Origin of the sequence: Streptomyces sp. SN-593 (genome assembly GCF_016756395.1) — a bacterium.
GTDB lineage: Bacteria > Actinomycetota > Actinomycetes > Streptomycetales > Streptomycetaceae > Actinacidiphila > Actinacidiphila reveromycinica.
This window is the reverse complement of sequence record NZ_AP018365.1, coordinates 5,796,179-5,820,182: the sequence shown is the minus strand read 5'-3', so window position 1 is coordinate 5,820,182 and position 24,004 is coordinate 5,796,179. Positions and strand designations below refer to the sequence as shown.

At 74.0% G+C, this 24,004-nt stretch carries 28 protein-coding genes; 13 read left to right on the top strand and 15 right to left on the bottom strand.

Annotated features, from left to right (window positions below; all coding sequences use genetic code 11):
• Positions 1 to 34: 34 nt before the first annotated feature.
• Positions 35 to 796 (top strand): DeoR/GlpR family DNA-binding transcription regulator, encoded by a 762-nt coding sequence (locus tag RVR_RS24865; protein WP_202236144.1) that lies wholly within the window; start codon positions 35 to 37, stop codon positions 794 to 796.
• A gap of 67 nt (positions 797 to 863) precedes the next feature.
• Here RVR_RS24865 and RVR_RS24860 read toward each other — a convergent pair whose 3' ends face one another.
• The 3 genes from RVR_RS24860 to RVR_RS24850 form a co-directional block, all read right to left on the bottom strand.
• The gene (locus RVR_RS24860; protein ID WP_202236143.1) at positions 864 to 1,370 is read right to left on the bottom strand and encodes a hypothetical protein; all 507 of its coding nucleotides are present in this window, start codon (positions 1,368 to 1,370) and stop codon (positions 864 to 866) included.
• Between the two features lie 88 nt (positions 1,371 to 1,458).
• On the bottom strand, positions 1,459 to 1,674 hold the full coding sequence (locus RVR_RS24855; protein WP_202236142.1) for a DUF397 domain-containing protein: 216 nt from the start codon (positions 1,672 to 1,674) through the stop codon (positions 1,459 to 1,461).
• On the bottom strand, positions 1,671 to 2,492 hold the full coding sequence (locus RVR_RS24850) for a helix-turn-helix domain-containing protein (protein ID WP_202236141.1): 822 nt from the start codon (positions 2,490 to 2,492) through the stop codon (positions 1,671 to 1,673). Before RVR_RS24850 ends, RVR_RS24855 begins: the two co-directional genes overlap by 4 nt.
• A gap of 436 nt (positions 2,493 to 2,928) precedes the next feature.
• Here RVR_RS24850 and RVR_RS24845 point away from each other — a divergent pair, with 436 nt between their 5' ends.
• From RVR_RS24845 to RVR_RS24835, 3 genes are all read left to right on the top strand, one after another.
• A complete protein-coding gene (locus tag RVR_RS24845; protein WP_202236140.1) occupies positions 2,929 to 3,516 on the top strand; it encodes a DUF6907 domain-containing protein in 588 nt (195 codons plus the stop codon).
• Positions 3,513 to 4,151, top strand: coding sequence for a hypothetical protein (locus RVR_RS24840; protein WP_202236139.1), 639 nt, complete (start codon positions 3,513 to 3,515; stop codon positions 4,149 to 4,151). Before RVR_RS24845 ends, RVR_RS24840 begins: the two co-directional genes overlap by 4 nt.
• 92 nt (positions 4,152 to 4,243) lie before the next feature.
• Positions 4,244 to 4,393, top strand: a complete 150-nt coding sequence (locus RVR_RS24835; RefSeq protein ID WP_202236138.1) for a Tn3 family transposase — start codon at positions 4,244 to 4,246, stop codon at positions 4,391 to 4,393.
• A 184-nt stretch (positions 4,394 to 4,577) separates the two neighbouring features.
• Here the strand turns inward: RVR_RS24835 and tgmC are convergent, their stop codons facing one another.
• From tgmC to RVR_RS24820, 3 genes are read right to left on the bottom strand one after another with little or no spacing between them, the layout of a single operon-like run.
• Entirely contained in the window at positions 4,578 to 5,774 is a 1,197-nt protein-coding gene (gene tgmC / locus RVR_RS24830) for an ATP-grasp peptide maturase system methyltransferase (protein ID WP_202236137.1), read from the bottom strand.
• Positions 5,771 to 6,757: an ATP-grasp ribosomal peptide maturase gene (gene tgmB / locus RVR_RS24825; protein ID WP_202236136.1), complete on the bottom strand. Its 987-nt coding sequence runs from the start codon at positions 6,755 to 6,757 to the stop codon at positions 5,771 to 5,773. The genes tgmC and tgmB overlap by 4 nt, the downstream gene beginning before the upstream one ends.
• Positions 6,758 to 6,761: 4 nt before the next feature.
• Positions 6,762 to 7,028: a putative ATP-grasp-modified RiPP gene (locus RVR_RS24820; RefSeq protein WP_202236135.1), complete on the bottom strand. Its 267-nt coding sequence runs from the start codon at positions 7,026 to 7,028 to the stop codon at positions 6,762 to 6,764.
• Positions 7,029 to 7,184: 156 nt separating this feature from the next.
• Between RVR_RS24820 and RVR_RS24815 the strand changes: the two genes are divergently transcribed.
• From RVR_RS24815 to RVR_RS24805, 3 genes are read left to right on the top strand one after another with little or no spacing between them, the layout of a single operon-like run.
• Positions 7,185 to 8,549, top strand: a complete 1,365-nt coding sequence (locus RVR_RS24815; protein ID WP_202236134.1) for an NsdA family TPR-like regulatory protein — start codon at positions 7,185 to 7,187, stop codon at positions 8,547 to 8,549.
• A gap of 13 nt (positions 8,550 to 8,562) precedes the next feature.
• A complete protein-coding gene (locus RVR_RS24810) occupies positions 8,563 to 8,853 on the top strand; it encodes a DUF6087 family protein (RefSeq protein ID WP_202236133.1) in 291 nt (96 codons plus the stop codon).
• Positions 8,850 to 9,416 (top strand): recombinase family protein, encoded by a 567-nt coding sequence (locus RVR_RS24805; RefSeq protein ID WP_202236132.1) that lies wholly within the window; start codon positions 8,850 to 8,852, stop codon positions 9,414 to 9,416. The genes RVR_RS24810 and RVR_RS24805 overlap by 4 nt, the downstream gene beginning before the upstream one ends.
• A 204-nt stretch (positions 9,417 to 9,620) precedes the next feature.
• On the opposite strand, the gene RVR_RS24800 is transcribed toward RVR_RS24805, so the two are convergent.
• Complete coding sequence (locus tag RVR_RS24800) at positions 9,621 to 10,118, bottom strand: DinB family protein (RefSeq protein ID WP_237404941.1); 498 nt, start codon at positions 10,116 to 10,118, stop codon at positions 9,621 to 9,623.
• 131 nt (positions 10,119 to 10,249) lie between these two features.
• On the opposite strand from RVR_RS24800, the gene RVR_RS24795 reads away from it, so the two are divergent.
• Positions 10,250 to 10,771 (top strand): DUF1990 domain-containing protein, encoded by a 522-nt coding sequence (locus RVR_RS24795; RefSeq protein WP_202236130.1) that lies wholly within the window; start codon positions 10,250 to 10,252, stop codon positions 10,769 to 10,771.
• 135 nt (positions 10,772 to 10,906) lie between these two features.
• Here the strand turns inward: RVR_RS24795 and RVR_RS24790 are convergent, their stop codons facing one another.
• The 3 genes from RVR_RS24790 to RVR_RS24780 are packed head-to-tail and all read right to left on the bottom strand — an operon-like array spanning position 10,907 to position 13,487.
• Positions 10,907 to 11,566, bottom strand: a complete 660-nt coding sequence (locus RVR_RS24790) for an ABC transporter permease (RefSeq protein WP_202236129.1) — start codon at positions 11,564 to 11,566, stop codon at positions 10,907 to 10,909.
• The gene (locus RVR_RS24785) at positions 11,563 to 12,312 is read right to left on the bottom strand and encodes an ABC transporter permease (RefSeq protein ID WP_202236128.1); all 750 of its coding nucleotides are present in this window, start codon (positions 12,310 to 12,312) and stop codon (positions 11,563 to 11,565) included. Before RVR_RS24785 ends, RVR_RS24790 begins: the two co-directional genes overlap by 4 nt.
• On the bottom strand, positions 12,309 to 13,487 hold the full coding sequence (locus RVR_RS24780) for an ABC transporter ATP-binding protein (protein ID WP_202236127.1): 1,179 nt from the start codon (positions 13,485 to 13,487) through the stop codon (positions 12,309 to 12,311). Before RVR_RS24780 ends, RVR_RS24785 begins: the two co-directional genes overlap by 4 nt.
• 307 nt (positions 13,488 to 13,794) lie before the next feature.
• Between RVR_RS24780 and RVR_RS24775 the strand changes: the two genes are divergently transcribed.
• The gene (locus tag RVR_RS24775; protein WP_202236126.1) at positions 13,795 to 14,511 is read left to right on the top strand and encodes a type 1 glutamine amidotransferase; all 717 of its coding nucleotides are present in this window, start codon (positions 13,795 to 13,797) and stop codon (positions 14,509 to 14,511) included.
• 463 nt (positions 14,512 to 14,974) lie between these two features.
• Here RVR_RS24775 and RVR_RS37875 read toward each other — a convergent pair whose 3' ends face one another.
• Together RVR_RS37875 and RVR_RS24765 are read right to left on the bottom strand one after the other, a co-directional pair.
• Positions 14,975 to 15,439, bottom strand: a complete 465-nt coding sequence (locus RVR_RS37875; RefSeq protein WP_237404939.1) for a hypothetical protein — start codon at positions 15,437 to 15,439, stop codon at positions 14,975 to 14,977.
• A gap of 58 nt (positions 15,440 to 15,497) precedes the next feature.
• Positions 15,498 to 16,640 (bottom strand): Gfo/Idh/MocA family protein, encoded by a 1,143-nt coding sequence (locus RVR_RS24765; protein WP_202236125.1) that lies wholly within the window; start codon positions 16,638 to 16,640, stop codon positions 15,498 to 15,500.
• A 201-nt stretch (positions 16,641 to 16,841) separates the two neighbouring features.
• Here RVR_RS24765 and RVR_RS24760 point away from each other — a divergent pair, with 201 nt between their 5' ends.
• Positions 16,842 to 17,849 (top strand): helix-turn-helix transcriptional regulator, encoded by a 1,008-nt coding sequence (locus tag RVR_RS24760; RefSeq protein WP_202236124.1) that lies wholly within the window; start codon positions 16,842 to 16,844, stop codon positions 17,847 to 17,849.
• 148 nt (positions 17,850 to 17,997) lie between these two features.
• Positions 17,998 to 18,225, top strand: coding sequence for a hypothetical protein (locus tag RVR_RS24755; RefSeq protein WP_202236123.1), 228 nt, complete (start codon positions 17,998 to 18,000; stop codon positions 18,223 to 18,225).
• A 158-nt stretch (positions 18,226 to 18,383) separates the two neighbouring features.
• Here the strand turns inward: RVR_RS24755 and RVR_RS24750 are convergent, their stop codons facing one another.
• Both RVR_RS24750 and RVR_RS24745 read right to left on the bottom strand, forming a co-directional pair.
• Positions 18,384 to 18,848 (bottom strand): hypothetical protein, encoded by a 465-nt coding sequence (locus RVR_RS24750; RefSeq protein WP_202236122.1) that lies wholly within the window; start codon positions 18,846 to 18,848, stop codon positions 18,384 to 18,386.
• 267 nt (positions 18,849 to 19,115) lie between these two features.
• Positions 19,116 to 19,787: a pentapeptide repeat-containing protein gene (locus tag RVR_RS24745; RefSeq protein WP_202236121.1), complete on the bottom strand. Its 672-nt coding sequence runs from the start codon at positions 19,785 to 19,787 to the stop codon at positions 19,116 to 19,118.
• A 231-nt stretch (positions 19,788 to 20,018) separates the two neighbouring features.
• Here RVR_RS24745 and RVR_RS24740 point away from each other — a divergent pair, with 231 nt between their 5' ends.
• Together RVR_RS24740 and RVR_RS24735 are read left to right on the top strand one after the other, a co-directional pair.
• Positions 20,019 to 21,599 (top strand): FtsW/RodA/SpoVE family cell cycle protein, encoded by a 1,581-nt coding sequence (locus RVR_RS24740; protein ID WP_202236120.1) that lies wholly within the window; start codon positions 20,019 to 20,021, stop codon positions 21,597 to 21,599.
• A complete protein-coding gene (locus tag RVR_RS24735; RefSeq protein WP_202236119.1) occupies positions 21,596 to 23,086 on the top strand; it encodes a penicillin-binding transpeptidase domain-containing protein in 1,491 nt (496 codons plus the stop codon). Before RVR_RS24740 ends, RVR_RS24735 begins: the two co-directional genes overlap by 4 nt.
• Here RVR_RS24735 and RVR_RS24730 read toward each other — a convergent pair.
• Positions 23,064 to 23,975, bottom strand: coding sequence for a polysaccharide deacetylase family protein (locus tag RVR_RS24730; protein WP_202236118.1), 912 nt, complete (start codon positions 23,973 to 23,975; stop codon positions 23,064 to 23,066). The two genes, RVR_RS24735 and RVR_RS24730, sit on opposite strands and share 23 nt — an antisense overlap.
• Positions 23,976 to 24,004 lie beyond the last annotated feature (29 nt).

Sequence of the window (24,004 nt, the reverse complement as noted above, 5' to 3'; positions counted from 1 at the left end):
GCGTGTGCGTTCCGCCGTGGTGTTCAATCGCGGTATGAGCAACGCGGACCGTCACCGGGTGATCGCACGCGCCGTCGGGGAGGCCGGCTCGGCCACGGTCCAGGAGTTGGCCCGGTTGACCGGGGCCTCCGAGATGACCATCCGGCGGGACCTCGACGCCCTCGCCGGACAGGGGGTGCTCGAACGCGTCCGCGGCGGGGCCCGCACCCTGCTGCTGCGCGGCGAGGAGCCGCCGTTCGCGCTGCGGGTGCGCGACGCGGTCGACGCCAAGCGCCGGATCGCCGCCGAGGCGTCCGCCCTCATCGCCGACGGCGAGACCGTCGTCCTCGACAGCGGCACCACCTGCCTGGAGGTCGCCCGCCTGTTGCGCGAACGCCCGGTCACCGTCATGCCGTTGTCGCTCCAGGCGATCCACCTGTTCGGCGAGCAGCCCGGACCGGCCACCCTGGTCGTGCCCGGCGGGCAGCCCCGCGCCGCCGAGGGGGCCCTGACCGGCCCGCTCACCCTCGCCTCGCTCGCCGCCCTGCGCTTCGACACGGCCGTCATCGGCTGCTGCGGCCTCAGCGCGGCGGACGGCCTGACCGCCTACGACCTCGACGACGCGGCGGTGAAGCGGGCCGCCATCGCCGCCGCCCGCCGCGCCGTCCTGGTGACCGACGGCGGCAAGCTCGGGCACACCGCGTTCGCGCACGTCGGCCCCGCGGCCCGGCTCCACACCCTGGTCACGGACGTGGACGCCCCCGCCGAGGAGGTCGCCGCGCTCCAGGAGTGCGGCACGACCGTCCGCACGGTCTGACCCGCCGACCGGCGGGCCCTGCGCGGGCCGCCCCGGCCGAGGTCGCGTTCCCGGGGCCCCGGGACGGTCAGGACGGGGGGCGGGTGAGGGGGAGCCAGGACCAGCCGTGGGCCAGGGCGGTGGACTGGAGGGCCTGCTTCAGGACGCCCGAGTCGAAGCGGGAGGTCTCCACGAACCTGCGGCGGCCCTCGGGGGTGCGGCCCCACTCGTAGGTGGTGTGCTTCTGGTAGAGCTGGCCACGGCTCCACGAGGTGGTACGGCGGCGGGGCGGGTCGGTGAGCGTGAGGGTGTAGCCCGTCATGTGGTCGACGGAGCGGACCTGGTGGATCGCGGGGTCGAACCACATCCTGACCTGGAACTCCTCGCACTCCTGGCGGCGGCGGCCGGTGAGGGTGCCGTACGCGCGCAGCACCCTCCGGTACTCCGCGACCAGGTCCGCGCCGTCCGCGAAGCCGGCGCGCACGGTGTAGGGATGGCGGGCCGGGTCGTTGAGGGCGAGGAGGGCCGCCCACAGGTCCTGCGGGGTGCGCACGGGCACACCCGCGACGGGGTACAACGCCGGGTCCTTCGGCACGCGTACGCTCCTCCGCGGATGGCCGGGACGGTACGCGGGGAGCGTCCCGCCCGGGCCACCCGACGGCAAGAGGGCGAACCGGCCACGGTCACACGCCCGGGAACTCCCCCGCCCGCACCGCACCCACGAACGCCGCCCACGCGTCAGCGGAAAAGGCCAGCGCCGGACCCTGGGGGTCCTTCGAGTCACGGACAGGGATCACCCCGGGAACGTTCCGAGCGAACTCGACGCACGCACCACCATTGCCGTCGCTGTAGCTGCTCTTCACCCAGTTCGCGGCATGGAGGGCGGGGAGGGTGCTCATTGGCTGTACTCCTTCATCACGTCGCGGATGAGCGCCAGCGACTCCCTTGGCGGCATCGCGGCTGCTCGCAAGCGATCGTACTGCTGCTGGGCTGCCGCAACTCCGGACTCGGAGTCTTCCACGTGACCGTGCTGCATCGTCTCCGTGTAGAGCAGCGCGTTCCCTTCGGCCGGCGTCAGCAGGATGAACATCGACGCGCCGCCGGGCACACCCTGGTCGAACGGTGACACCTGGATGGCGACGTGCGGAGAGTCCGCTTCCTCCAGCAGGCGCGCGAGTTGACCCGCCATCACGTTGCGGCTGCCGACCACCGTACGCAGCGCCGCCTCGTGCAGGACCATCCACAGCAGAGGGTGCTCAACTCGCTGCCGCAGCGCGGCTCGACGCGCTAGCCGCGCCTCGACTCGCTCGTCGACCTGCTGCTTCTCGTCGCGCGGGTGGACCTGGCTGAAGATCGCCGTCGCGTACTCCCGGGTCTGGAGGATGCCCGGGATGACGACGGGCGAGTAGTCCAGGATCACCGTCGCGTCGCGCTCAAGGTTGACGTAGGGGATGAACCAGCCCGGGTGGCCGCGCTCGCTCACCCGGACGCGCAGGCGCGCGAAGAACCCGGGGGTGCCGAAGATGCGGTCGCACGCCTCCGCGAACTGCTCCGAGGCAAGGAGCTTGCCGCTCTCGACGCGGGTGACGTAGGGGCGTTCGTACCCCGTTTCCTCGGCCAACTGGGCCTGGGTCATGCCGCGTTGCTCGCGGGCGAACCGCACCTCTTGCCCGAAGTAGGCGGCACCGTCCTGACGTTGCGAGATATGAGTGCTCATGCGCTCCCCCGTAGCTCGGAGTTCGGGCCCCTTTGGAACCCGGTTTTGGCTGGCGACGGTACCTGCCGTACGCGACCCTGGGAACACAGAGCGAGGACGCGACCACGGAGAGGCGACCGTCATGCCGTACGCCGAGGGGACCTGGGTGGTGGACACCCGGACCGGCGACCTGGGCGAGGTGATGCGTAGAAGCGCGTGGTCGCTCTCCCTTCAGCGGCCGGGGAACCGGGGGCTGTGGGCGGCGGAACCGTGCAGCGTGCGGCGGGCGCGCCCGTCGGAGGTCGCCTCGGCGGAAGCCGTCTGCCGGGCCCAGGAACTACGCGTAGGGCACCCGGGGGAAGGCACGGAGGGAGAGCCTTCCGACCCGGACCGTGGGCACGCGTGGACACTCGGAAAGCTCGCTCAGGAAAAGTTCACCCGGAAAGGGAAAGTGCACATGGAACCCACCACCGTTGAGGGCGGGCCGTTCCCGTTGCTGGGGCAGCCCGGCAAGGACGGGGGCGAGGCGTTACCGCTTCCGGAGGCGCCGCAGGCACGCAAGTGGCGGATCACGACGACGAGTCGGCACACCGTGAGCGGCTACCTGCCGCCGTGGGCGACGGAGGACCCGAGCGAAGCGGACGTGCCGATCGAGCACTTGGCGGCGCGGCTGGTGGACGTCCACCACTACGCGGACTTCGACGGGCAGACGATGCGGCGGGTGCGGACCGCACAGGACGGCGGGGAGCCGGGGACGCTGCACCTGCTGTCGGGAAGCATCGACTGCGTGCCCTACGCGCCGGACCCGGAGCCGCGGGTGCCGACGGTGACCGTGAACGTCACGCCCGAGTGCTGGCTGAGCGAGTTGGGCCCGGCGGACGTCCTCCGGTTGGCGGACCAACTCCACGCGCAGGCAGACCGGTTGACGTACGAGGTGCACCCGGCGCTGCTGGCGGCTCGGGCGGACTGGGCGGCGGCGCACGACGGGGACGCCGCGGGCGCGCTGGCCGTACGCCCCGCCGGGGATGCCGGAGGCCGCGCGTGAACGCCCCCCGGCCCCGTACCCCGGCACCCGCGGTGCCGTACATCGCCACGTGGAGCGCGGAGGAGCGCGCGGCGGGACCGCTGGTGCTGCGGCCCGACGGGCGCGGCATCGGGTACCCCGACGAGGTGCCCCACGACCGCGACGCGGAAGGGGTGTTGTGGATGCGCGCCGGACTGGCCCGGGGACGCGGCAAGCCCTCCTTCGGCGCGGTGCACCCGGCCCGGCAGCGGCGCGCGATGCGGTTGCTGCTGTGCCAGGTGTGCGCGGGCCCGGCCGACCGCGACGACGACGGCGTGCTGTGGCTGCTCGGGGACGACCGCGACGACTGGCCTGGCTGGCCGGAGGAGATGGGGGCCACGCACCCGCCGATCTGCCGGCCGTGCGCGGTCGCGTCGCTGCGCCTGTGCCCGTACCTGCGGCGCGGCCACGTCGCGTACCGGGTGGCGCGGCCCCGGATCGCCGGCGTCCACGGCATGCTCTTCGCACCGCCGGACGCCGGGCCCGCCGGTCCCGCGGACCGCCGCCCCGTCCCCGTCGGCCCCGCCCTCGTCCCCTACGGCGACCCCCTCGCTCCCTGGCTGCTCGCCGCCCAACTGGCCATGGAACTCCGCGCCTGCACCCCCGCACCCCTCTAGCGTCCCGGGCGCGCGGAAGGCGGTCCCACGGCGGCGCCGTACTCCCGCGCCAGCCGCCGCACCTCCGCAGGGGACGGCCCCAGTGGTCGGCCGTGACGGGCGTGCGCGGCGAGGTGAGCGGTACCGGCGCCTCCGTCGTAGGGTTCGCCTTCGCCCACCTGTTCGGCTTCAAACTGCTGCCCCCGCTGAAGAACGTCGGCTCCGCACGCCCGTACCGGCCGGCCGGTTCGAGCTGGACATGAACTCGCACCTCGACCTCTCCGCCGCGGCGTCCATGGTGCCGTGCCCCGCACCGCGCCCGATACGCAGACAGGCAAACCGGCGGCGGAGGGCGCGGCCGGCTCGGCATCCTGACCCGACGAACCCGCTCAGTCGCCCGGGCGGGGACCGTCACACCCGCCCGGGCGACTGGTGTTTCTGGGCCCGTCAGGGTCTCGGAAGCGGCAGGCCGGGCATCTGCGGGTGCCGCAGGTGCTGCCTGCCGTCGTAGGCGTGCAGGGTGAACGTCTCCGGTCCCGGCCGGCCTGCTTCGTCGTACGCGGACAGCACCTGCTCGATCCGCTCCCACAGTCGCACAGGGCCGCCCTCACGCACCTCCCACCGGTCCTCAACCGGGGTGAGGGTGGCGGCGGATCCGGTGACAACATCGACCAGGTGCACGACGTCGCCCACGGTCGTCATCTGCGTGGCCGCCACGGCACACTGGGCGAAGAACCGCAGGTGGAACGCTTCCTCGGTCGCTGCCGTGATCCGCTCCGGGGAGTGCCGGGCAGCCCGGCCGATCTCCGGGAGCCCGGCGGCCCAGTGGGCGGGGTTGCCGAACGCCGGCGCCGCGTGCGTGCGGGCGGACATGAACGACACGGTGCCGCCCAGCAACCGGCCCTCGGCGGTGCCGTCCTCGGCGACGGTCAGCAGGACACGGGCGTGGCCGTAGAGCCAGCCTGACAGGGTGAGAAGGATCTTCCCGCCCGGCCTCACCTGGGCGAGCAGGGCCGGGGGGACGGCACGGAAGGAGCATGCGGCCACGATCCGGTCGAACCTGGCCTCCGGCCAGTAGCCGTACAGCCCGTCCGCCACCGCCAGGGTGGGCGTGTACCCCAGGGAGTACAGGGCGCTGGCCGCCTGGTCGAGCCGGTGCGGGTCCACCTCGATCGACGTCACGTCCGCTGATCCGAGGCGTTCGCAAGCCAGCGCGGTGGAGTAGCCGGTGCCGGTGCCGATCTCCAGCACCGTGTGCCCTTCCTGCACGTCCGCGTCGGCCCACATGCGCACGACCAGCGACGGCAACGTGGACGACGAGGTCGGCGCCCCGCCGTGGCGCACCTGCGGGGTCTTCCAGTCCGGTTCGTCGCCGTCGAACTGCGTGATCAGCGTCGTGTCGGAGTACGCGGCGGCCAGCCACCGGCCATAGCCGAGTTCGGCGGTGACCGGCTCCCAAACCGTCAACCCCTGCCCGTCGCGTTGGTCGGCGGGCAGGTAGAAGCCCGGCACGAACGCGTGCCGGGGCACCTTCTTCACTGCCGCCCGCCAGCCGGGATCGGCGAAGACGCCGTCGGCGGCGAGTGCGCCTACCATTTCCTCGCGCAGCCGGGCGGCGTCGGTGTCCAGGTCGGCGGGCATCATCGGGCCCCGCCTCCTTCCGTGCTCGTGCTCAGGATGTCGGCGAACGCCGTCGTGATGTCGCCGGCGTCGGGTAGCCAGCCCCACTGGCCGTTCGGGTTGCACTCGATGAACACCCAGTTCTCCGCCGCGGCGCCGTCGCCGGTCAGGGCGAAGTCGAAGCAGCCGAAGACCAGTCCGAACGCCGTCAGGTAGCTGTGCAGGGACGCCTCGACCGCGGCCGGGACGGCGATGGGCGCATGGAGCAGAGCGTCCCAGTCGCCGCGGCGCCAGTCCAGGGCGCCGTCCGGCGCGGCGATCTGCTGGGCGAACACGCGCTCCCCGACCACGGTGACGCGCACGTCGCCGGTCTTGGGGATCTCCGCCTGGAACAGGTGGGCGGTCACCGCTAGGGAGACGTCGAAGGTGCCGGGATCGACGCGCTGAGCCCAGATCGCGCCGGTGTGCCCGTCCTCGTCACGCGGCAGCCCGCGGAACGACTTGTAGATCACCGGGCAGTGGTCGGCGGCGAACTTACCGGCCTGCTCGGCGTCGTTGGTGACCATCGTCGGCGGGATCGTGAGGCCGAGCTGGGCGGCGAGCTGGAGCTGGGCGGGCTTGAAGTCCGCGGCCGTCACCGCGCCGGGGTGGTTCACGTAGCGGGCGCCGCGCAGGTGGTTCAGGATGCCGCCGAGCCCGTGCCGGGCCTCCGCGGCGGCGAAGTCGCGCTGCTGGGCCGGCAGTTGCTCGTATCGGATGGCGTACGGGGTGGGGCGGCGGTAGTACACCGCCGCCACCTCCCCCAGCTCCACCTCCCGGCTGCCGGTGACCAGCCGCCCGGTCCAGGCCGGCGTCCCGGCGCAGATGCGGGCGCCAAAGGTGAGGCCGGGGCCGATGTCGGCCGGGTCGACTCGTGCGACGGGCACCTCGCGCTCGTTCAGCGCGGCGATGACCCAGTCCGCGGTGACGTCTTCCAGCGCGGTGACGACCAGGACGGTGGAGGCCATCGGATCAGTCCGACTCGTAGTCGGTGGTGTGGTCGTCCTGCGTCTGCGGCTGCGGGTTCTGCCCGTCACCGCCGCCGGAAACCGAGGCCGTGCCGGTGGTCTTGCTCGTGCCGTGCTTGCCCATCTCGACCACCTGGCCGACCGCGTCGGTGTAGACGGCGGTCTGGGTGGCCGTGTCGAGCGTCACCGCGGCGTACGACGGCGGGCCGATCGGAAGCCGGTCGGTGACCAGCCGCATCGCCCACGGAGCCTGGGGTGCAAGCGTCGCCATGCGAGTTCCCTTCCCTTTGCCTCGTGCGGAGCCGGGCGGCTACCACCTGAACAGAATCCGCCTCTGGCCATGGCCCCGACCAGTACCGTAGGTGCCGCGAACCGTGGCGAAATCGACACGCTCCGTAACATAGGAGTCGGAGAGGGCGAGACGGCGATGACCGGCAGATCGAGCAACCCGCACCTCGCGCTGTGGACCGCGGCCACCGGCCTGTCCCACGGCGAGATCGCCCGCCGCATCGCCGCCGAAGCGATCTGCCAAGGTCACCGGCAGATCGCCCCGGATGCCACCCGCATTCGGCGCTGGATCGACGGCGAACGCCCCCGCCCACCGGTCCCGGCCCTGTTGGCCGCGGTGATCTCCGACGCGGTCGGCCAGCCGCTCACACTCGGTGATCTCGGACTGACGACCGCCGGGCCCGCACTGGATAGCATCCAGCTCCCGCTGCTGACCGAGGCAGCTGCCCAGACCCTGGCCCGATGGACCCAGATGGATCTCTTCCTCGACCGCCGCGACACCCTCAAGCTCGCCCTCGGCGCCCCGCTCATCCTCGCCGCCGAGCGGATGCTCGGTGGCACCGCCCGCCGGCTGAACCGCGCCACCAAGGGTTTCGACGCAGACACCACCGCCGCGCTGGAAGAGGTCACCGCGTTCTTCACCAGGGCCGATGCCTCCAAGGGCGGTGGCCTGTACCGCTCGGCGATCGTCGCCCAGCTCTCCGAAGTCGCCCGCCGTATCCAGGACGGCGTCCCCGCCTCCCTGAAGATCCGGGTGTTCGCGGCGACCGCCGACCTGGCGGCACTGGCCGGGTGGGTCAGCCACGACTGCGGTCGGTATGCCACCGCCCAGCGGTACTGGTCGTACGGCATCTACGCCGCCGGCGAGGCCGGGCAGCCGAACCGCGGGGTGGAGATCGTCACCCGCATGTCCCACCAGATGATCTACCTGGGGCACTTCGGCGAAGCCCTCGGTCTCCTCGGCGTTGCCGGAAAGAAGGCGACCATCCCCGCGACCCGGGCGCTGGTCGCCTCCCAGACCGGCCGGGTGCATGCCGCCCTGGGCGACGAGCAGAGTGCCGTGCGGCACCTCGAAGCTGCTGACGAGTTGGTCGCGGACGGCCTGGGCGACGTGCCGGAGTGGGTGGCGTACTTCGACGCCGCCGAGCACGCTGGCGCCCGCGCAGTCTCCGCCCGCGACCTCACCGGCACCGGCCGGAACCATCGCGCCAGTGATCACTTCACCGACGCGCTCGCCCTGCGCAGGCCCGGCTTCGACCGTGTCCGCGTTATGGACCGCATCGGGTTGGCCGCCGCGCTGTTCACCGAGGGCGAGCCCGAGCAGGGCGCTGCCGCGGCTCACCAGGCGCTGGACGAGGCTGTCCGGATCGACTCCACCTTGGTCGCCTCCCGCCTCAACACGCTGCTGGACGCTGCCGGCCCGTACCGGACCGGTGCGGTGGACGAGGTCCGCACCCGCGCGGCGGATCTCGCTGCGGCCTGGCCGACCACGGTCGCGGCCTGAGACCATCGGACGCATGGGCAAGCACTCCCGACCCGGACCGCCGAACCAGCCGTCCCGCGCCGTCCCGCGCGTCGATGCCGGCGACCCGCTCGCGGCGTACGAGAAGCGGCGTCGCCCACCGCTGGACGTCTGGCGTCGGCACCGCCCGCTGTACGGCGGCGGCGGCCACCTCCAGCCCGATACCCCACGGGCGCTGGAGGAGTGGAACGGGTTTTCGTACGAACCCGCGGGCACCGCCGCGAACCTCGCGGCGGCCCAGCGGTGGGTGAACGAACAGACGTCCGCCGACGAGTCGGCGGCATGACGACCCGACTGGCGCCCGAAGTCCCGGCGGACAGTCCGTGCCGCACCCGGGCCGGGAAGACCGCAGCGAAATACCACACCGCCCGCTTCGTCCTCGTCCCCGCGCTCCGCGAAGAGCTGGAGGCGCCGGTGCCCGAGGACCGCGGCCCCGGTCGGCCGTGGAAACCGGACCCGCCCGTCGAGACTATGCCTGCCGCCGCGGTGGCCAAGCCGATCCGGATCGGGTACGCCCGCTGCTCGACCGCCCAGCAGGAGTTGCGGAGCCAGCTCGACGCGCTCGAACCGGCCTGCAAGCGGATCTTCTTCGAGAAGACCTCCACCTCTGGTCAAGACGCGGCCCGAACTGGAGAAGGCGCTCAAGCTCGCCTACGACATCAAGGAGGCCGCCCCGACCAAAAGGCCATCCTCACCGTCCACGCGCTCAAGCGCCTCGCCCGCAACGCCGCCGAGCTGATGACGCTCTCCGGCGAGCTCCGGGCCGTCGACGTCCAGCTCGAACGCCTCACCGACCCCGCTCAGCGGCATCTACGACCCCAACGGCATGGGCGTTGCGCGCCGCCCTGACGGGCGAGGCCTGACCGCCGGGGGCTCGGTCTCCAGCCTCAGGTGGGGTCATGCCGCATCGTCGGGGGCGAGGGAGAGCACCTGACCGTGGGCGCGTGGCCGAACTGGCCGGCGTGAGCGTCCGCACGCCGTACCTCCGTGCCCGGACCGGTGCGGGTCCGGACCGGTGCGGGTCCGGACCGGCGCGGGTGCGAGCGGTGGGGGCTACGGCGCGTAGGGGCTGCCGCCGAGCCAGGTGGTGCCGTCCAGCAGCTCACGCACCGCGTCCAGGTGCCCGCCGTGACAGGCGACTTCCGTGAGCACGTGGACCAGGACGTGCCGCACGTCGGGCAGCCGCCACGTGGGCCAGATCTCCACGGGCCAGGCGGCGGGCTCCTGCTCGGGCACGGCCGCGGCGAGCAGCGCGTCCGACCGCGCGGCGGCCGCGTGGTACTCGGCGAGGACCTCCTCCGCGCCCATCCCCTCGGGCACGTACCAGTGCGTCCGCGCCCCCGCCGCGAGCTGCCCGGCCACGTCGGGCGCCCCGGCGACCACCCCGGCGAACCAGAAGCGCTCGACGTCCACCGTCAGGTGGCGCACCAGCTCCAGGCAGCTCCAGCCGCTGGGCAGCACCGGCCGCCGCAGATCCTCCTCGCCGAGTCCGTCCAGCGCCCCGAGCACATGCGCCCGCTGCGCCTCCAGCGCTCCCACGAGCGCACCCATCTCCCCGCTCCCGGCCATCCTCGCCCCTCCCGCCTTCGGCCCGCCCCGCATCGCCCGGCAGGCTACCCCGACCCCCCGACACCCCTCCCCACAGCCCGCCGGCCGGGCCTTCGGGCGGTACGTTCGGGGGCATGGGGCGACTGACGTACGCGCGCGTGGGGATGACCCGGGACGGCGGGAGCACGCCCCCGGACGGGTTCCGGAGCCTGACGGTGCGGACCCGGCTGGGGGTGGGGGACGGGGTGTACGAGGCCGCCGCGCGGGCGCTGTTCGGGTGGGAGATGCACCGCGCGACCCCCTTGGTCACGGTGCCCGCCGGGACGCCGGACGCGGCGCCCGGTGTACGGGTCGAGGTGCGGCTGGGGCCGCTGCGCGCGCCGTGCGAGGTGGTGTGGACGCTCGGCGAGGAGCACCGTACCGGCTTCGCCTACGGCACGCTGCCCGGGCACCCCGAGTGCGGCGAGGAGTCCTTCGTGGTGCACCGGCTGCCCGACGGCACCGTCGACCTCACCGTGCACGCCTCCAGCCGCCCCGCCGCCTGGTACCTCCGCGCGGCCGGCCCCCTCGGCCGCCTGGCGCAGCGCGTCGCGGCCGGCGGGTACGGCAGGGCGCTGCGCCGCGCGTGCCGCGCCGCGGGCTCCTCCCCGAGCTGAGCCCGGCGCCCGCGAATCCTCCGGCTGAGCCCGGCGCCCGCGTAGGCGCGCACACGACGGCCGGGCCGGTCCGCACCACCGCGGGACGCGCGATGGCGGGCACCGGCCCGGCCGGACGAACCCTGTACGGGAAACTCAGTTGCTGCGCCGCACCCCCGGCGAGACGACCACGCGCTCGACCAGCCAGATCAGCCCGACCATGGCCAGCGCGAGCAGCGCGATCAGCGTCGCGCCGCCCACCACCGTCGCGTAGTTGCGCTGGTAGAGCCCGTCCACGATGTAGCGGCCGAGGCTGACGGTCGCGGCGATCGCCGCGGTCGAGACGACCTGGATCGCCGCGGAGCGGAACCCACTGAGGATGAGCGGCAGCGACGCGGGCACCTCGACCTGGAAGAGCACCGCCACCGGGCCCATCCCCATGCCGCGCGCCGCGTCCACCGGGGCGGGGTCGACCGTCCGGATCGCCTCGTAGGAGGTGACCAGCATCGGCGGGACCGCGAGGGCCACCAGCGGGATCATCACCGGGACCAGGCCGATGCCGAGCCAGAAGAACATCAGCACCAGCAGGCCGTAGCTGGGCAGCGCGCGCCCCGCGGTGGCCACCAGCGCGAGGGCGTTGCCGCCGCGCCCGGTGTGGCCGGTGATCAGGCCGATCGGCAGCGCGATGACGGCCGCGATGGCCAGCGCCTCGAAGGTGTAGCCGAGGTGCTCCTCCAACCGGTGCGGGATGCCCGCGTAGCCGTGCCAGTGCGCGTTGTCGCTGAAGAACACGTTGATGAAGTGGAAGATGTTCACTTGGCCGCGCCTTCCAGCCGGGCCGCGCTCTCGGCACGGGCCGGACCGTCGGGCTCGACGGCCGCCGCCAGGCCGGCTCGTCTCGCCGCCTTCCGTCCGCGCGGCATCCACGGCGTCAGCAGCGTCCGCAGGCCGATCAGCAGCAGGTCCATGACGACGCCGAGCACCGCGATCGACACCACGGAGGTGACCGCGAGGTTGGAGCGGTGGTAGGCCAGCGCGTCCCCGAGCAGGTTGCCGAGCCCGCCCTGGTTGCCGATGATCGTGCCGACGCTGACCAGGCTGATGCTGGAGACGGTCGCCACCCGCAGCCCGGCGAAGATCGCCGGCACCGCCATGGGCAGCTCCACCTGGAAGTAGCGCTGGAAGGAGTTGAAGCCCATCGCCTCGGCGGCCGCCAGCGTCTCGGGGGGCACCGATCTGACGCCGTCGACGATCGACGGCAGCAGGATCACCAGGCTGTAGACGGTCAGCGGGATGATCACGGTGGTCGCGCTGTCGCCGGTGTAGTCGATCAGGAAGACGAAGAACGCGATCGACGGGATGGCGTACAGGATCGTGGTGATCCACAGCACCGGCGGGTAGAGCCAGCGGAACCGCACGCACGCCTGGGCCAGCGGCAGCGACACCGCCAGGCCGATCGCGACCGGGATCAGCGACTCCTCCAGGTGGACGCCGATCAGTCCGGCGTAGGAGTGCTGGAGGTCGCTGGGGAGGTCGAAGAAGCCGTTGCCGCCGCTGCTCATCGGGCGACCCGCACCGCGCCGGTGCCCTGGCCGCCCTGCCCGCCGGGTCCGGAGGCACTCCCCTCGCGCTCGGCGTGCGCGCTGCGGATGGCGGCGCCGATCGTGGCCTGCGAGGTGACGCCGACCACCCGGCCGGCGCCGTCCACGGCGACCGCCCACCCGGTCGGCGAGAGCACCGCGCAGTCCAGCGCGTCCCGCAGCGACTCGCGGCCGAACTCGAACGGCCGCCCGTAGCTGATGAGCTGGTCGGCGGGGAGGCTGTCGGCGCCGCCCGTCAGGCGCCCCGGCTCGGCCCAGCCCAGCGGCTTGCCGTCGGAGTCGGTGACCAGCAGGTAGGGCACCTCGGCGCCGGCGCGCTCGGCGATCTGCGCGGCGGTGGTGTCGACCGCGACGACCGGCGCGGTGGTGAGCTCCAGGCCCGCGGAGGTGAAGAACGACAGCCGCCGCACACCGCGGTCGGTGCCGAGGAAGTCCTCGACGAAGTCGTCGGCCGGGCGCGAGAGCAGCTCGTCCGGCGGCGCGAACTGCGCCAGCCGGCCGCCGGTGCGCAGCACCGCGATCATGTCGCCGAGCCGGATCGCCTCGTCGATGTCGTGTGTGACGAAGACGATCGTCTTGCCCAACTCCTCCTGGATACGGAGGAGTTCCGCCTGAAGCACCTTGCGGACGATCGGGTCGACCGCGGAGAACGGCTCGTCCATCAGCAGCACCGGCGGGTCCGCGGCGAGCGCCCGGGCCACCCCGACGCGCTGCTGCTGGCCACCGGAGAGCTGGTACGGGTACCGCTTGGCGAGCGAGGAGTCCAGCCCGACCCGCTCCATCAGCTCGGAGGCGCGTTTGCGGGCGCGCTGCTTGTCCCACCCGAGCATGCGCGGGACGGTGGCGATGTTGTCCAGGATGGTGCGGTGCTGGAAGAGGCCCGCGTTCTGGATGACGTAGCCCATCGAGCGGCGCAGGCCGTTCACCGGCTGCTGGTGGATGTCGGCGCCGTCGAGCAGGATGCGGCCCGAGCTCGGCTCCACCATGCGGTTGATCATCCGCAGCGTGGTGGTCTTGCCGCAGCCGGAGGGGCCCACCAGCACCGTGATGGAACTGTCCGGTATCTCCAGCGACAGGTTGTCGACCGCGGTGGTGCCGTCCGGATACCGCTTGGTTATCGACTCGATCTGTATCAAAAGTCCGTGTCCCCTCCGGGATTGGGCATCGCTGCGGCCTGCTCCCGGGCACGCGCGCACAGCCGTCGCGGGCAGAGTCTAGCCCGCGAGTGTGACGGCAGTTCGAAACCGGCCAAGGCGGCTGGTCTCATGCCCCGCCGCGTGGGCGCCATGCCACCTGCTCCGGTGGCCCGGCCGTGACGACGGTCACGGCGGGCATGACGCTTCCGGCCGCCGGAGCCGGGCGCGCGGCGATGGGCTTGGATGGTCCGGAGGAAGGGCCGCCCGGGAGCGGCGGACGGCGGGAACGGGAAGGGCGGGTCGCGCGATGGCGGCAACGGCACTGGTGGTGCAGAACACTCCGGCCGGAGGGCCGGGGCGGTGGGAGCGCTGGCTGGAGGAGGGCGGGCTCACGCTCGACGTCGTGCACGGCTACGCGGGCGAACCGCTGCCCGAGCGGCTGCGCCCGCGCTACCAGGCCCTGGTGGTGCTCGGCGGCGGCTTCCTCCCCGACGACGACGCGCGGGCGCCCTGGCTGGCGCGCACCCGCGAACTGGCGGCCGAGGCCGTGGATCGCGGGCTGCCGGTGTTCGGGATCTGCCTGGGCGGCCAGTTGCTCGCGCAGGTCGCGGGCGGCTCGGTGCGCGGCGAGCACGGCCGGCCGGAGTTCGGCAGCGTGGAGCTGACGCTCCGCCAGGAAGCCGCCGACGACCCGCTGTTCGCGGGACTGCCGGCCCGCCCGCACGCGATCGAGAACCACGTGGACGCGATCACCGCGCTGCCGCCGGGCGCCACCTGGCTCGCCTCCACCGAGGGGTGCCCGTACCAGGCGTTCCGGCTGGGCGAGAGCGCGTGGGGCGTGCAGTTCCATCCGGAGGCGGAGGCGGAGCGGATCAGCCGGTGGGACACCGGCCGGCTGGCCCGGCACGGCGTCGACCGCGACGGCCTCCACCGCGCCGCCCTCGCCACGGACGCGGCCGCCGCGGCCGTCTGGCGCGAGGTGGCCCTGCGCTTCGCCGGGCGGGCGGCGGCCGCGGCGGCGTGACACCGGCGCCCGCCGGGTGCCGGGCCCCGTCGGAACCGCCGTCGAGCGGCCGCCGGCGGCCACAAGCAGCCACGAGCGGCCGTCGGGCGCCCGGTGTCGAGCCACCTTTGAGCCAGGATGAAAAGCAACGACTGTCCGATTCACACCTGTTGACGGCAGCGCGCATCGACGTCCAGGATTGTCCCCGAACGTTGATCGGCGCGCGCGGACGGCGCCCGAAGGACCGGCGACGGCGCGACAAGACCAGCCGGGCCGGCGACTCCCCCCGTGGTCGCCGGCCCGGCTGCCGTCCGTTCCGGGCCCGACGTGAAATCGCCACGCCGAAAAGCGCGGGCTTCGCCACACCATCCACCGAAGGCGCGTAACCTAGGACGTGCGTGGCGGCCCCCATCCCCCCCCGGGGCCGTCACCGCACTCGTTCGGCGGCTCCGGGACCTCCCGGAGCCGCCGTTTGCATGTGCGGTCAGTGGCCGAACAGGTGCCGAGCGCGGTGGCGCGGCCCGGTGGCCCGCGTCCCGGCACGGTGCGAGCCCGACCCGGCCTCCTCGGTGTCGACCGCCGCCGGTGCGGGCGCGGTGTCCGCCGGCGCCGGGGCGCCGTCCGCCGACGACGCGGCCCCCTGGTCCTCGATCCGCGCGGCGAGGGCGTCCCGCTCCCGGGCGGTGGCCGCGGCGTCCTTGCGGATCGCGCGGTAGCGACGGGCCTTGCGGCGGTGCAGGATGCCGCCGGTCATCGCCATCATGCAGCCGAGCCCGAAGATCAGGGCCAGGGCGAGGCCGGCGCAGAACAGCGCGAGCCCGTTCATCGTCGCGATGTGCTGGCCGAGCACGGTCACGTCGTACTGCGGCCCGCCCGACAGGTTGTCGGCGATGGCGAGGCCGACGAACGCGGCGGTGCAGGCGAGAAGCAGAAGTCCCAGGATGAGCATGTGCGGTCACCTCCGTGTACGGGGAACCTCACCCTCCGGCTACCCCCGCCCCCGGCGGTCACGCCAGCCGGAGGGCCGCCTCCCGCACCACGCCCGTGTCCTGGCGTACATCCGCCAGCCCCGGCAGGGCCTCGCCCGGCGCCCCGCGCAGCCGCCCGGCCCAGGCCAGTAGCTGCCGCCGGAACCCGGTGTGCCCGGCCTCCGCGGTGTGCACGCGGCGCTCGGCCAGCCCCCGGCCCGCGTCCCAGCTCTCGACGGCCAGCGTGGCCGCCTCGTCCCGCACGTACGGCGAGGGCAGCGTGAGAGTCGCCACACCGTCCTCGGCGGTGAACTCCAGCACCTCCCGGTAGCGGCGGTGCGCGGGCACCCGCTGGTGGGTCATGTCCACGACCAGGCCGTCGTCCGGCCGCCAGCGGCAGCCGACCCCGGCGCCCCCGGCCCACACGTCGGCGTGCAGCAGCCGCCCGGACAGCTCCCGGCCGCTGCCGGCGAGCACCGCGTGCGCCAGGTTCACCTGGTGGATCAGCGATCCGCCGAGCCCGCGGGCGTACGCCTCCCGCTGCGCCGCGGTGGCCGCCGGACCGAGCGCGCGGGCCAGCGCCTCGCGGGCCGGGGGCGGCTGCGGGCCGAAGGGCGGCGGGTCATAGGGCACCAGGTGCGCGACCTGGTGCGGCGCGTTCGGGTCGTGGATGTCGACGGCGAGCCGCCGGGCCCGGCCCAGCCGCTCCCGGCAGTGGTCGAGGAAGAGCCGCACCACCGGGTCGTGCCGCTTCATGTAGCCGGCGGCGACCGGCAGGCCGGTGCGGCGCTCGGCCGCGGCCAGCCGCTCGATCTCCGCGGGGTCGAGGCTGACCGGCTTCTCGCAGAGCACCGGCAGGCCGGCGGCCAGGCACTCCTCGACGACCTCGCGGTGCGTCCACCACGGGGTGCAGACCAGCGCCGCCCGCGCGCCCGCGCGCGCCGCCTCGGCGACCGACCCGCACCGGCGGGCGCCGCCGGGTCCGGTGCGGCGCAGGACCTCCGCGCGGGCGGGATCGGGCTCCACCACGGCGGCGAGCCGCAGGTCGTCCGGGAGGTCGCGCAGTTCCCGCAGGTGCGCGGCGTGCGCCACCTTCCCCGCGCCGACGAGCACCACGGGCACCGCCCGCCCCGCCGCCCGGAGCGCACCGGCAGGTGCCTGATGTGCGGGTCGCGGATTCATTCTGCCGTCCTCCGGAAGCTGGCGCTGGACGCGGGCGTGATCGATTATGGGACGGTCGGGGGCGGGCCGGAAAAAGGGGCTCCGAAACCTTCACGGCGGGCATGCGACGCCACCGTTGATAAAGTCGCCCTGTGGCGACGCGACGGGGGTACGGCGCGCCATGACGGCTACGCAGGGTTGCAGTCAGGGTGAGGGGGAGACATGGCCAGTACGACAAGGGGCGGCGGCGCGGATGCGGCCGCCACCGCATTCGCCCTCTACCAATGGCTGCTCGGCAACGGCTCCGCCGAGCCGGAAGCGGTCGCCGCGCAGTTGGACCTGTCCGCGCAGGACGCCGAGGCCGGCTGGCAGGAGCTGCGGTCGCTGGGCCTGGTCCGGCCGAGCTGGCACCCCGGCAAGATCGACAGCGTGGAGCCGGACACCGCGCTGATCAGGCTGCTCAACCGGCAGCGGGACACCCTGCACGCGCAGAGCGCGGAGCTGGCGGCGATCGTGCAGGCCGCCGACACCCTGATCGAGCAGTACCGCCCGGTGGTGTCCCACGAACCGGCCGAGGTCGAGGTCGAGGTGCTGTCCGGAACCGCCCGCAGGCGCGAGTTCGTCCGGGACTTCGACGCCACGGTGACGGAAGTCGTCTCGTCGATGCATCCGGGCCCGCTTCCGCCCCCGGAACTCCTGGAGCACTCGCTCGATTCCGACCGGGCGTTTATCGAGAAGAACATCCGGGTCCGCGCCCTTTACGGACAGAGCGTGAATTCCGGCCCACGGCAGCGCAAATACCTGACCGATCTGGCGGCCGCCGGCGCGGAAGTCCGGCTCATTCCGCAGGTCCCCTTCGACCTTCTCGTCGCCGACGGTCACACCGCGCTCACGCGGGCCGACCCGTCCGACCCGGACGGCCCGGCGGTGGTCATCCGCGGCCCGGTGCTGGTCCGCTCCTACCTGGCGATGTACGAGGACTGCTGGCTGCGGGCGGTACCGCACTCGATGAAGGTGACGCCCGGCGAGGACGCCGGGCGGGAACTGACCGAGCAGCACCGGACCACGTTGCGTCTCCTCGCCAATGGGCTCACCGACGAGCGTATCGCCCGTAAACTGGGGGTGTCCCTGCGCACTGTGAGTCGCCTGGTATCGGAAGTGATGCGCTACCTTGAAGCGGAAAGCAGGTTTCAGGCAGGCGTACTGGCCGCGACGAACGATCTGATCTAATGTGCGCGATTACGCCATGGCGCGACTCCGCACGACCGGAATGTGGCGTTCCCGCGTAATCAGTTGGCAGCATTGGTCTTGCTGTGCATTCTGCGTACCCCCCGAACGCATTCGGCTCACTGCTAGCCGTTGTCCGCTAAGGAAAACCATGTCGCGTAATTGGCTCACCACCCACGCACCCTCGGTGGCTGCGTTGACGCTCGCCCTCACCCTCGGAGGCGTGGGTGCCGCCGCCGCCACCAGCATCGACACGAGTGCGTCGACCACCCAGGCCGGCGTCATCCACACGTCGTCCGACACGGCGAGCGGCACGACCACCGATGCCGACAGCACCCACACCACGCTGTCGCCTGCCACCTGGTACCCGCCGGCCTAGAGCGCCGGCCCTGGTACCCGTCGGCCTCGAGCACCGACGGAGCACGGCGGAGGTTTTGCGCTGTACGGCCCGAGATGATTCACGGGCCGTACAGCGCTTCCTGCGTGTGGGGGTGCCGCTTCGTGGGGGGAACGGCGTCGCAGGAAGTCTCTGGGGGTTCAGCGGGCGCCGGAGCCGGTGGGCACGGCGGAGAAGCTGTGGGGGCGCAGTATCCGTAGGGCTTGCCGAAGCACGGTGTCGATGTCCGCCGCGGCGTCGTCAGCCGCCGGGTGTGCGGCCAGCCAGCCGAGGTGTCGTCGGAGGAATGCGGCGAGGGCCGGCACCGTCCGCAGGGGGAGACGGACGGTGCGGCCCTCGACTATCAGATCGGCCCAGGAGGCGAGTGTGCCTCGTACAGCGGCGCGCGCCTCGACAGCCGGCCCGTTCAGGGGGATGCCGGGCCGGGCAGTGCCGGTCTCACGATCGCCGGAGTCCGGCGCCGGTACGAGGGTTGCCTCCAACTCGCCGTATACCCGGGGAAGCAAGGCGAGTTGCCGATCCAGCCGCTCCTGGCAAGGCTCGCACAGGGCCGGGTCCGTCTCGACACACAAGTGGTGTGCGCTCCGGAACTCGATCTCCTGCACTGAGTCGTTCCTTCCTCGCCGGGGGCGGTAAGAAGAGCGAACCAGGAACCGGGTGATCCGGACAATGCCCTCTGACCGGCCGGAATCCGCAATGGCGCGTTCGCGCAGCAGAGGGGCTGTCAGGGCAGTGATCAGGGGTGGCGGAACGCGCGTCATGGGACGCGCGGTGCGACCGCCCGCGGCCGGCGGAACGCCGTCCGCCCGGGCTGGGCGCGCCGCCCGCCCCCGCGAGGTCCGGGACCGGCCGCCGGCCGGGGAAAGCACCGCTCAGCGGTCCTCGACCGTGATGCCGAGAGTCTGCGCCAGCGCGGGCGCGAGGTCCAGCAGTTGCCCCGAACCGATCACCGCGCCGCGCAGGCTGTCGTACCCTTCGGCGAGGTCGATCACGACCGCCCCGCGCAGGTCGGTCCGCTTCAGCTCGGCCCGCCCCAGGCGGACCCGCTCCAGCCGGCTGCCGGGAAACGCCACGCCCTCCAGCCGGGCCGCCCCGAGATCGACGTCGCGCAGCACGCAGTCCTCGAAGACCACCTCGTGCAGCCGCACCCCGCGCAGGTTGACCGAGTCCAGCTTGCAGCGGCGGAAGCGCACCCGGCGCAGCACCGCGCCGAACGCCTCGACGCCGGCCAGCGAGCAGCCGACGAGCGCCGAGTCCAGCCAGGTGCTCTCGGCGAGCGAGACGCCGGTGAACCGGGCGCCCGACACCCACAGGTCGTTCATCCGGGCGCCGCGCAGGTCGGTGTCGGCGAACGTGCAGTCGGTGACGGCCGATTCGAGGAAGCGGGACCCGGCCGCGCGGACGCCCGGGGCGAAGTCGATCCGGTCGAGGTGCACCGTGTCGTAGTCGCCCTCGACCTCCAGCGGGCCGGTGTGCGGGCGCAGCAGCTCCGCGTAGGGCAGGTCGGCGAGGTCGTCCGGGGCGTCGGGCACGTCGGCGGTCATGGCCGCCACCCTAGGGCGGGGCACCGACAGGCGGGGCGGCAGGAGCGCGGGGCGGCAGGACAGGGCGCGGGGCCCGGGCGGCGCGGGACCAGGCAGGGTGCGGGGCCCGGGCGGCGCGGGACCAGGCAGGGTGCGGGGCCCGGGCAGGGCGGACGGGAAGCGGCGCGGGGAACACGTGCCCGGAAGGCGACTTAACGGACATAACGGCCGCCGGTTGCTAGCGTGCGGCCCATGAGCGCAACGTCGGCGACCGCTCCTCCCCCGCCCGGGCCGCCCCGCCCGGCGTCCCCGGACGGCGCCGCGCGGCCGCGCCCGGCCGCCCGCCGCGGGGTGGAGCTGAGCCTGCTGGTCGCCGCGGTCGCCCTGTCGGTCTGCGGCTACGCGGAGGTGGGCCTGGCCCGCAGCGGGTCGGTGCCCCCGGACGCGCTGGCGTACGGCGGGGGGCTCGGCGGTCTGGCGCTGCTGGCCCATCTGGCGGTGCGGGCGCGGGCGAGGTACGCCGACCCGCTGCTGCTGCCGGTCGCGGTGCTGCTCAACGGCCTGGGCCTGGTGCTGGTCCACCGGTTGGACCTGGAGCCGGTGCTCGGGCCGCGCGCCGCCCCGGCCCAACTGGTGTGGTCCGCGCTCGGGGTGGGCCTGTTCGCGGTGGCGGTGCTGGCGCTGCGCGACCACCGGGTGCTGGCCCGGTACACGTACGTGAGCGTGACCGCGGCCCTGGTGCTGCTGGTCGCGCCGATCGCCTTCCCGGCGGTGAACGGGGCCAGGATCTGGGTCAGGGTGGCCGGCTTCTCCCTCCAGCCGGGCGAGTTCGCGAAGGTGCTGCTGGCGGTCTTCTTCGCCGGCTACCTGGCGGCCAACCGCGCGGCGCTGGCGTACGCGGGGCGCCCGCTGCCGGTCGCGGGGCGGTGGAAGGCGCTGCGGCGGCTCCAGTTGCCGACCGGGCGGGTGCTGGGACCGGTGATCGCGGTGTGGCTGGCGAGCGTGGGCGTGCTCGTGCTGGAGCGGGACCTGGGCACCTCGCTGCTCTTCTTCGGCCTGTTCGTGGTGATGCTCTACGTGGCCACCGGCCGCGTCGGCTGGACCGCCGCGGGACTGCTGCTGGCGGCGGCCGGCGCGGCCGCGGTGGGCGGCACGGAACCGCACGTGCACGCGCGGGTACGGGACTGGCTGCACCCCTTCGCGTCGATCGGCGCCGGGCAGGGCGCGGGCCAGCTTGCCCAGTCGCTCTTCGCGTTCGGCGACGGCGGGGCGCTGGGCACCGGGCTCGGCCAGGGCTCGTCCTACCTGGTGGGCTTCGCCGCCAAGTCGGACTTCGTGCTGGCCACGGCGGGCGAGGAGCTGGGGCTCGCCGGGCTGTGCGCGCTGCTGGGGCTGTACGCGCTGCTGGTGGCGCGGGGGTTCGCGGCGGCCCTGGCCACCCGCGACCCGTTCGGGCGGCTGCTGGCGGCGGGCCTGGCGTCGATCCTCGCGCTCCAGGTGTTCGTGGTCACCGGCGGGGTGACCGACCTGATCCCGTTGACCGGCATGGCGATGCCGTTCCTCGCGCAGGGCGGCTCGTCGGTGGTGGCGAACTGGCTGGTCGTGGCGCTGCTGGTGCGGATCAGCGACCGGGCCCGCCGCCCGGAGCCACAGCCGCCCGCGCGCGGGGCACCCCGTCCGGCGGAGCAGGCCACCCCTCCCGGCCCGGCGGATCGGCCCGGCCCGGCGGATCGGCCCGGCCCGACCGGTCGTCACGGCCCGGCCGGTCGTCACGGCCGCCCGCACGGGCCCGCGGCACCGCCCGGACCCGCGGCGCCGGGGAGCCGCGCGTGAACCGCTGCGTGCGGCACGCCGCCGCCTTCTGCCTCCTGCTGCTCCTCGCCCTGCTCGCCAACGCCGCCCGGGTGCAGCTCGTGGCGGCCGGCGGCTACGCGGCGAACCCCGCCAACCGGCGCGCGGACATCGCGCTGTACGCGAGGCCGCGCGGCGACATCCTCGCCGGCGGCCGGGCCGTCACCGGATCGCGCGCGACCGGCGGCCGGTTGGCGTACGTACGCACCTACGCCGACGGCCCGCTGTACGCGCCCGTGACCGGCTTCGCCTCGCAGACCTACGGCGCCACGCTGCTGGAGGGCACCGAGAACGACCTGCTGGACGGCACCTCCCCCGCGTTGCACGACCAGCCGCTGTGGCGGGAGATCACCCGGGCCCGGCAGCGCGGCGGCGACGTGCACACCACGATCGACCCGGCCGCGCAGCGTGCCGCCTACGACGGGCTGGCCGGGCGCAGGGGCGCGGTGGCCGCGCTGGACCCGGCCACCGGCCGCATCCTCGCGCTGGTCTCCTCCCCGTCCTACGACCCCGGGCTGCTGTCGGGCGCGGGTCCCTCGGTGACGGCGGCCTGGCGGCGGCTGAACGACGACCCGGAGCAGCCGATGCTCGACCGGGCGATCCGCCAGACGTACCCGCCCGGTTCGACGTTCAAGGTGGTGACGGCGGCGGCCGCGCTGGCCGCCGGCGTGGTCACCGACCTGCGCGCGCGGACCGGCTCGCCGGACCCGTACCGGCTGCCGGGCACCGACGTGGAGCTGACCAACGAGGGCGCGGGCTGCCGCGACGCCAGCATGTACGACGCCTTCCGCTTCTCCTGCAACACGGTCTTCGCGAAGCTCGGCGCGGACCTCGGCGCCCGGAACGTGGTCGCGCAGGCGGAGCTGTTCGGCTTCAACGACGCCCGGCTGCGCGTCCCGCCGAGCGTCGCGAAGAGCAACGTGGACACCGCGATGAGCCCGGACCAGGTGGCCCTGTCCTCGATCGGGCAGTACGACACCACCGCCACGCCGTTGCAGATGGCCATGGTCGCGGCAGCGGTCGGCGACGGCGGGCGGCTGATGGCGCCGTACCTGGTGGACCGGGTCACCGACCGCGTCGGCACCACGGTGGCCCGGACCCGGCCGCGGCTGCTGCACCGGGCGGTCGACGGGCGGACGGCGGCGGCGCTCCAGCAACTGATGGAGGCGGTGGTCGCCGACGGCACCGGGACCAACGCGGCGATCCCCGGCGCGGTGGTCGGCGGGAAGACCGGCACCGCGCAGCACGGCATGGCCAACGCCGGTACGCCGTACGCCTGGTTCCTGTCCTACGCCAGGCCGTCCGCCCGGGCCCCGGCGTCGGTGGCGGTCGCGGTGGTGGTGGAGGACGCGGACGCCGTGCGCGCGGACATCTCCGGCGGCGGCAACGCGGCGCCGATCGCCCGCGCGGTGATGGAGGCGGTGCTCAAGGAGCCCGCGGCGGGGCTCAGTCGACCTGCGGGAAGCTGAACGCGTAGCCCTGCTGCTGGAGCCAGGTCAGGGTCTGGTCGAGCGCGGCCACGGTCTGCGAGCGGTCGCCGCCGCCGTCGTGGAAGAGGATGGTCGGACCGTTGCCGATCTCGTACTTCACGGTGCCGACGATGGTCGCCACGCCCTTGCGCTGGTAGTCCTCGGTGTCCACGTTCCAGCCGAGCGGGCGCAGGCCGTGCTGGGCGGCGAAGGCGCGGCTGGGCGGGGTGAAGGCGCCGCCGGGGGCGCGGTAGTAGTACACCCGGGCCCCGCCGGACGCCTTCTCGATCATGTTCAGCGCGTCCAGGATCTCCGACTCCTGGTAGGCGACCGGCTTCTTGTCCATGCCCTCGTCGTGGTGGACGGTGTGGTCGCACAGCCGGTGGCCGCCGGCGACGACGGCGCGGACCAGGGCGGGGTTGTCGCGAGCCTGCGGGCCGATCATGCAGAAGGTGGCGTGCACGTGGTGCTTCCTCAGCACCTGGAGGACCTGCGGGGTCCAGACCGGGTCCGGGCCGTCGTCGATGGTGATGTTGACGGCCTTTCCGGGGGTCTCAGCGGCGTGCACGATCGAGTCGGGCACGACCGGGTACCCGCCGCCGGGGGTCGCGGTGCCGCCGGACTTCCCGTCGCCGCCGCCCCCGGTGCTCCCCGCACCGGGTCGCGCGGAGCCGTGCGGCGCCTTCGGGGCGCCGGCCGCCGACCGCTTGCCGGGGCCGGGCGCGACGACGGCGCTGACCACGGCGGCGAGCACCACCACGGCGACGGCCAGGGCGATCGCGACGCCCTGCGGCGCCGACCGCCGACGGCCCGGCCCGCCGTCCCAGCCGTACGGGCCCTGCCCGCCCGGCCCGTACGGCTGCTGCGGTATCCGTCCCCGTTCCGCCATGTCTGCCCCGCCCGCCTTCCGTCTCGCCC

Bases quoted from the DNA above. Each gene is read 5' to 3' on its own strand.
- RVR_RS37875 (WP_237404939.1), bottom strand. From the start codon at position 15,439: ATGCTCATCCTGGGACTTCTGCTTCTCGCCTGCACCGCCGCGTTCGTC.
- RVR_RS24805 (WP_202236132.1), top strand. From the start codon at position 8,850: ATGACGACCCGACTGGCGCCCGAAGTCCCGGCGGACAGTCCGTGCCGC.
- RVR_RS24820 (WP_202236135.1), bottom strand. From the start codon at position 7,028: ATGGCGACGCTTGCACCCCAGGCTCCGTGGGCGATGCGGCTGGTCACC.
- RVR_RS24730 (WP_202236118.1), bottom strand. From the start codon at position 23,975: ATGGCGGAACGGGGACGGATACCGCAGCAGCCGTACGGGCCGGGCGGG.
- RVR_RS24845 (WP_202236140.1), top strand. From the start codon at position 2,929: ATGGAACCCACCACCGTTGAGGGCGGGCCGTTCCCGTTGCTGGGGCAG.
- tgmC (WP_202236137.1), bottom strand. From the start codon at position 5,774: ATGATGCCCGCCGACCTGGACACCGACGCCGCCCGGCTGCGCGAGGAA.
- RVR_RS24850 (WP_202236141.1), bottom strand. From the start codon at position 2,492: ATGAGCACTCATATCTCGCAACGTCAGGACGGTGCCGCCTACTTCGGG.
- RVR_RS24785 (WP_202236128.1), bottom strand. From the start codon at position 12,312: ATGAGCAGCGGCGGCAACGGCTTCTTCGACCTCCCCAGCGACCTCCAG.
- RVR_RS24800 (WP_237404941.1), bottom strand. From the start codon at position 10,118: ATGGGTGCGCTCGTGGGAGCGCTGGAGGCGCAGCGGGCGCATGTGCTC.
- RVR_RS24755 (WP_202236123.1), top strand. From the start codon at position 17,998: ATGTCGCGTAATTGGCTCACCACCCACGCACCCTCGGTGGCTGCGTTG.
- RVR_RS24765 (WP_202236125.1), bottom strand. From the start codon at position 16,640: ATGAATCCGCGACCCGCACATCAGGCACCTGCCGGTGCGCTCCGGGCG.
- RVR_RS24810 (WP_202236133.1), top strand. From the start codon at position 8,563: ATGGGCAAGCACTCCCGACCCGGACCGCCGAACCAGCCGTCCCGCGCC.
- tgmB (WP_202236136.1), bottom strand. From the start codon at position 6,757: ATGGCCTCCACCGTCCTGGTCGTCACCGCGCTGGAAGACGTCACCGCG.
- RVR_RS24815 (WP_202236134.1), top strand. From the start codon at position 7,185: ATGACCGGCAGATCGAGCAACCCGCACCTCGCGCTGTGGACCGCGGCC.
- RVR_RS24760 (WP_202236124.1), top strand. From the start codon at position 16,842: ATGGCCAGTACGACAAGGGGCGGCGGCGCGGATGCGGCCGCCACCGCA.
- RVR_RS24740 (WP_202236120.1), top strand. From the start codon at position 20,019: ATGAGCGCAACGTCGGCGACCGCTCCTCCCCCGCCCGGGCCGCCCCGC.
- RVR_RS24855 (WP_202236142.1), bottom strand. From the start codon at position 1,674: ATGAGCACCCTCCCCGCCCTCCATGCCGCGAACTGGGTGAAGAGCAGC.
- RVR_RS24795 (WP_202236130.1), top strand. From the start codon at position 10,250: ATGGGGCGACTGACGTACGCGCGCGTGGGGATGACCCGGGACGGCGGG.
- RVR_RS24745 (WP_202236121.1), bottom strand. From the start codon at position 19,787: ATGACCGCCGACGTGCCCGACGCCCCGGACGACCTCGCCGACCTGCCC.
- RVR_RS24865 (WP_202236144.1), top strand. From the start codon at position 35: ATGAGCAACGCGGACCGTCACCGGGTGATCGCACGCGCCGTCGGGGAG.
- RVR_RS24775 (WP_202236126.1), top strand. From the start codon at position 13,795: ATGGCGGCAACGGCACTGGTGGTGCAGAACACTCCGGCCGGAGGGCCG.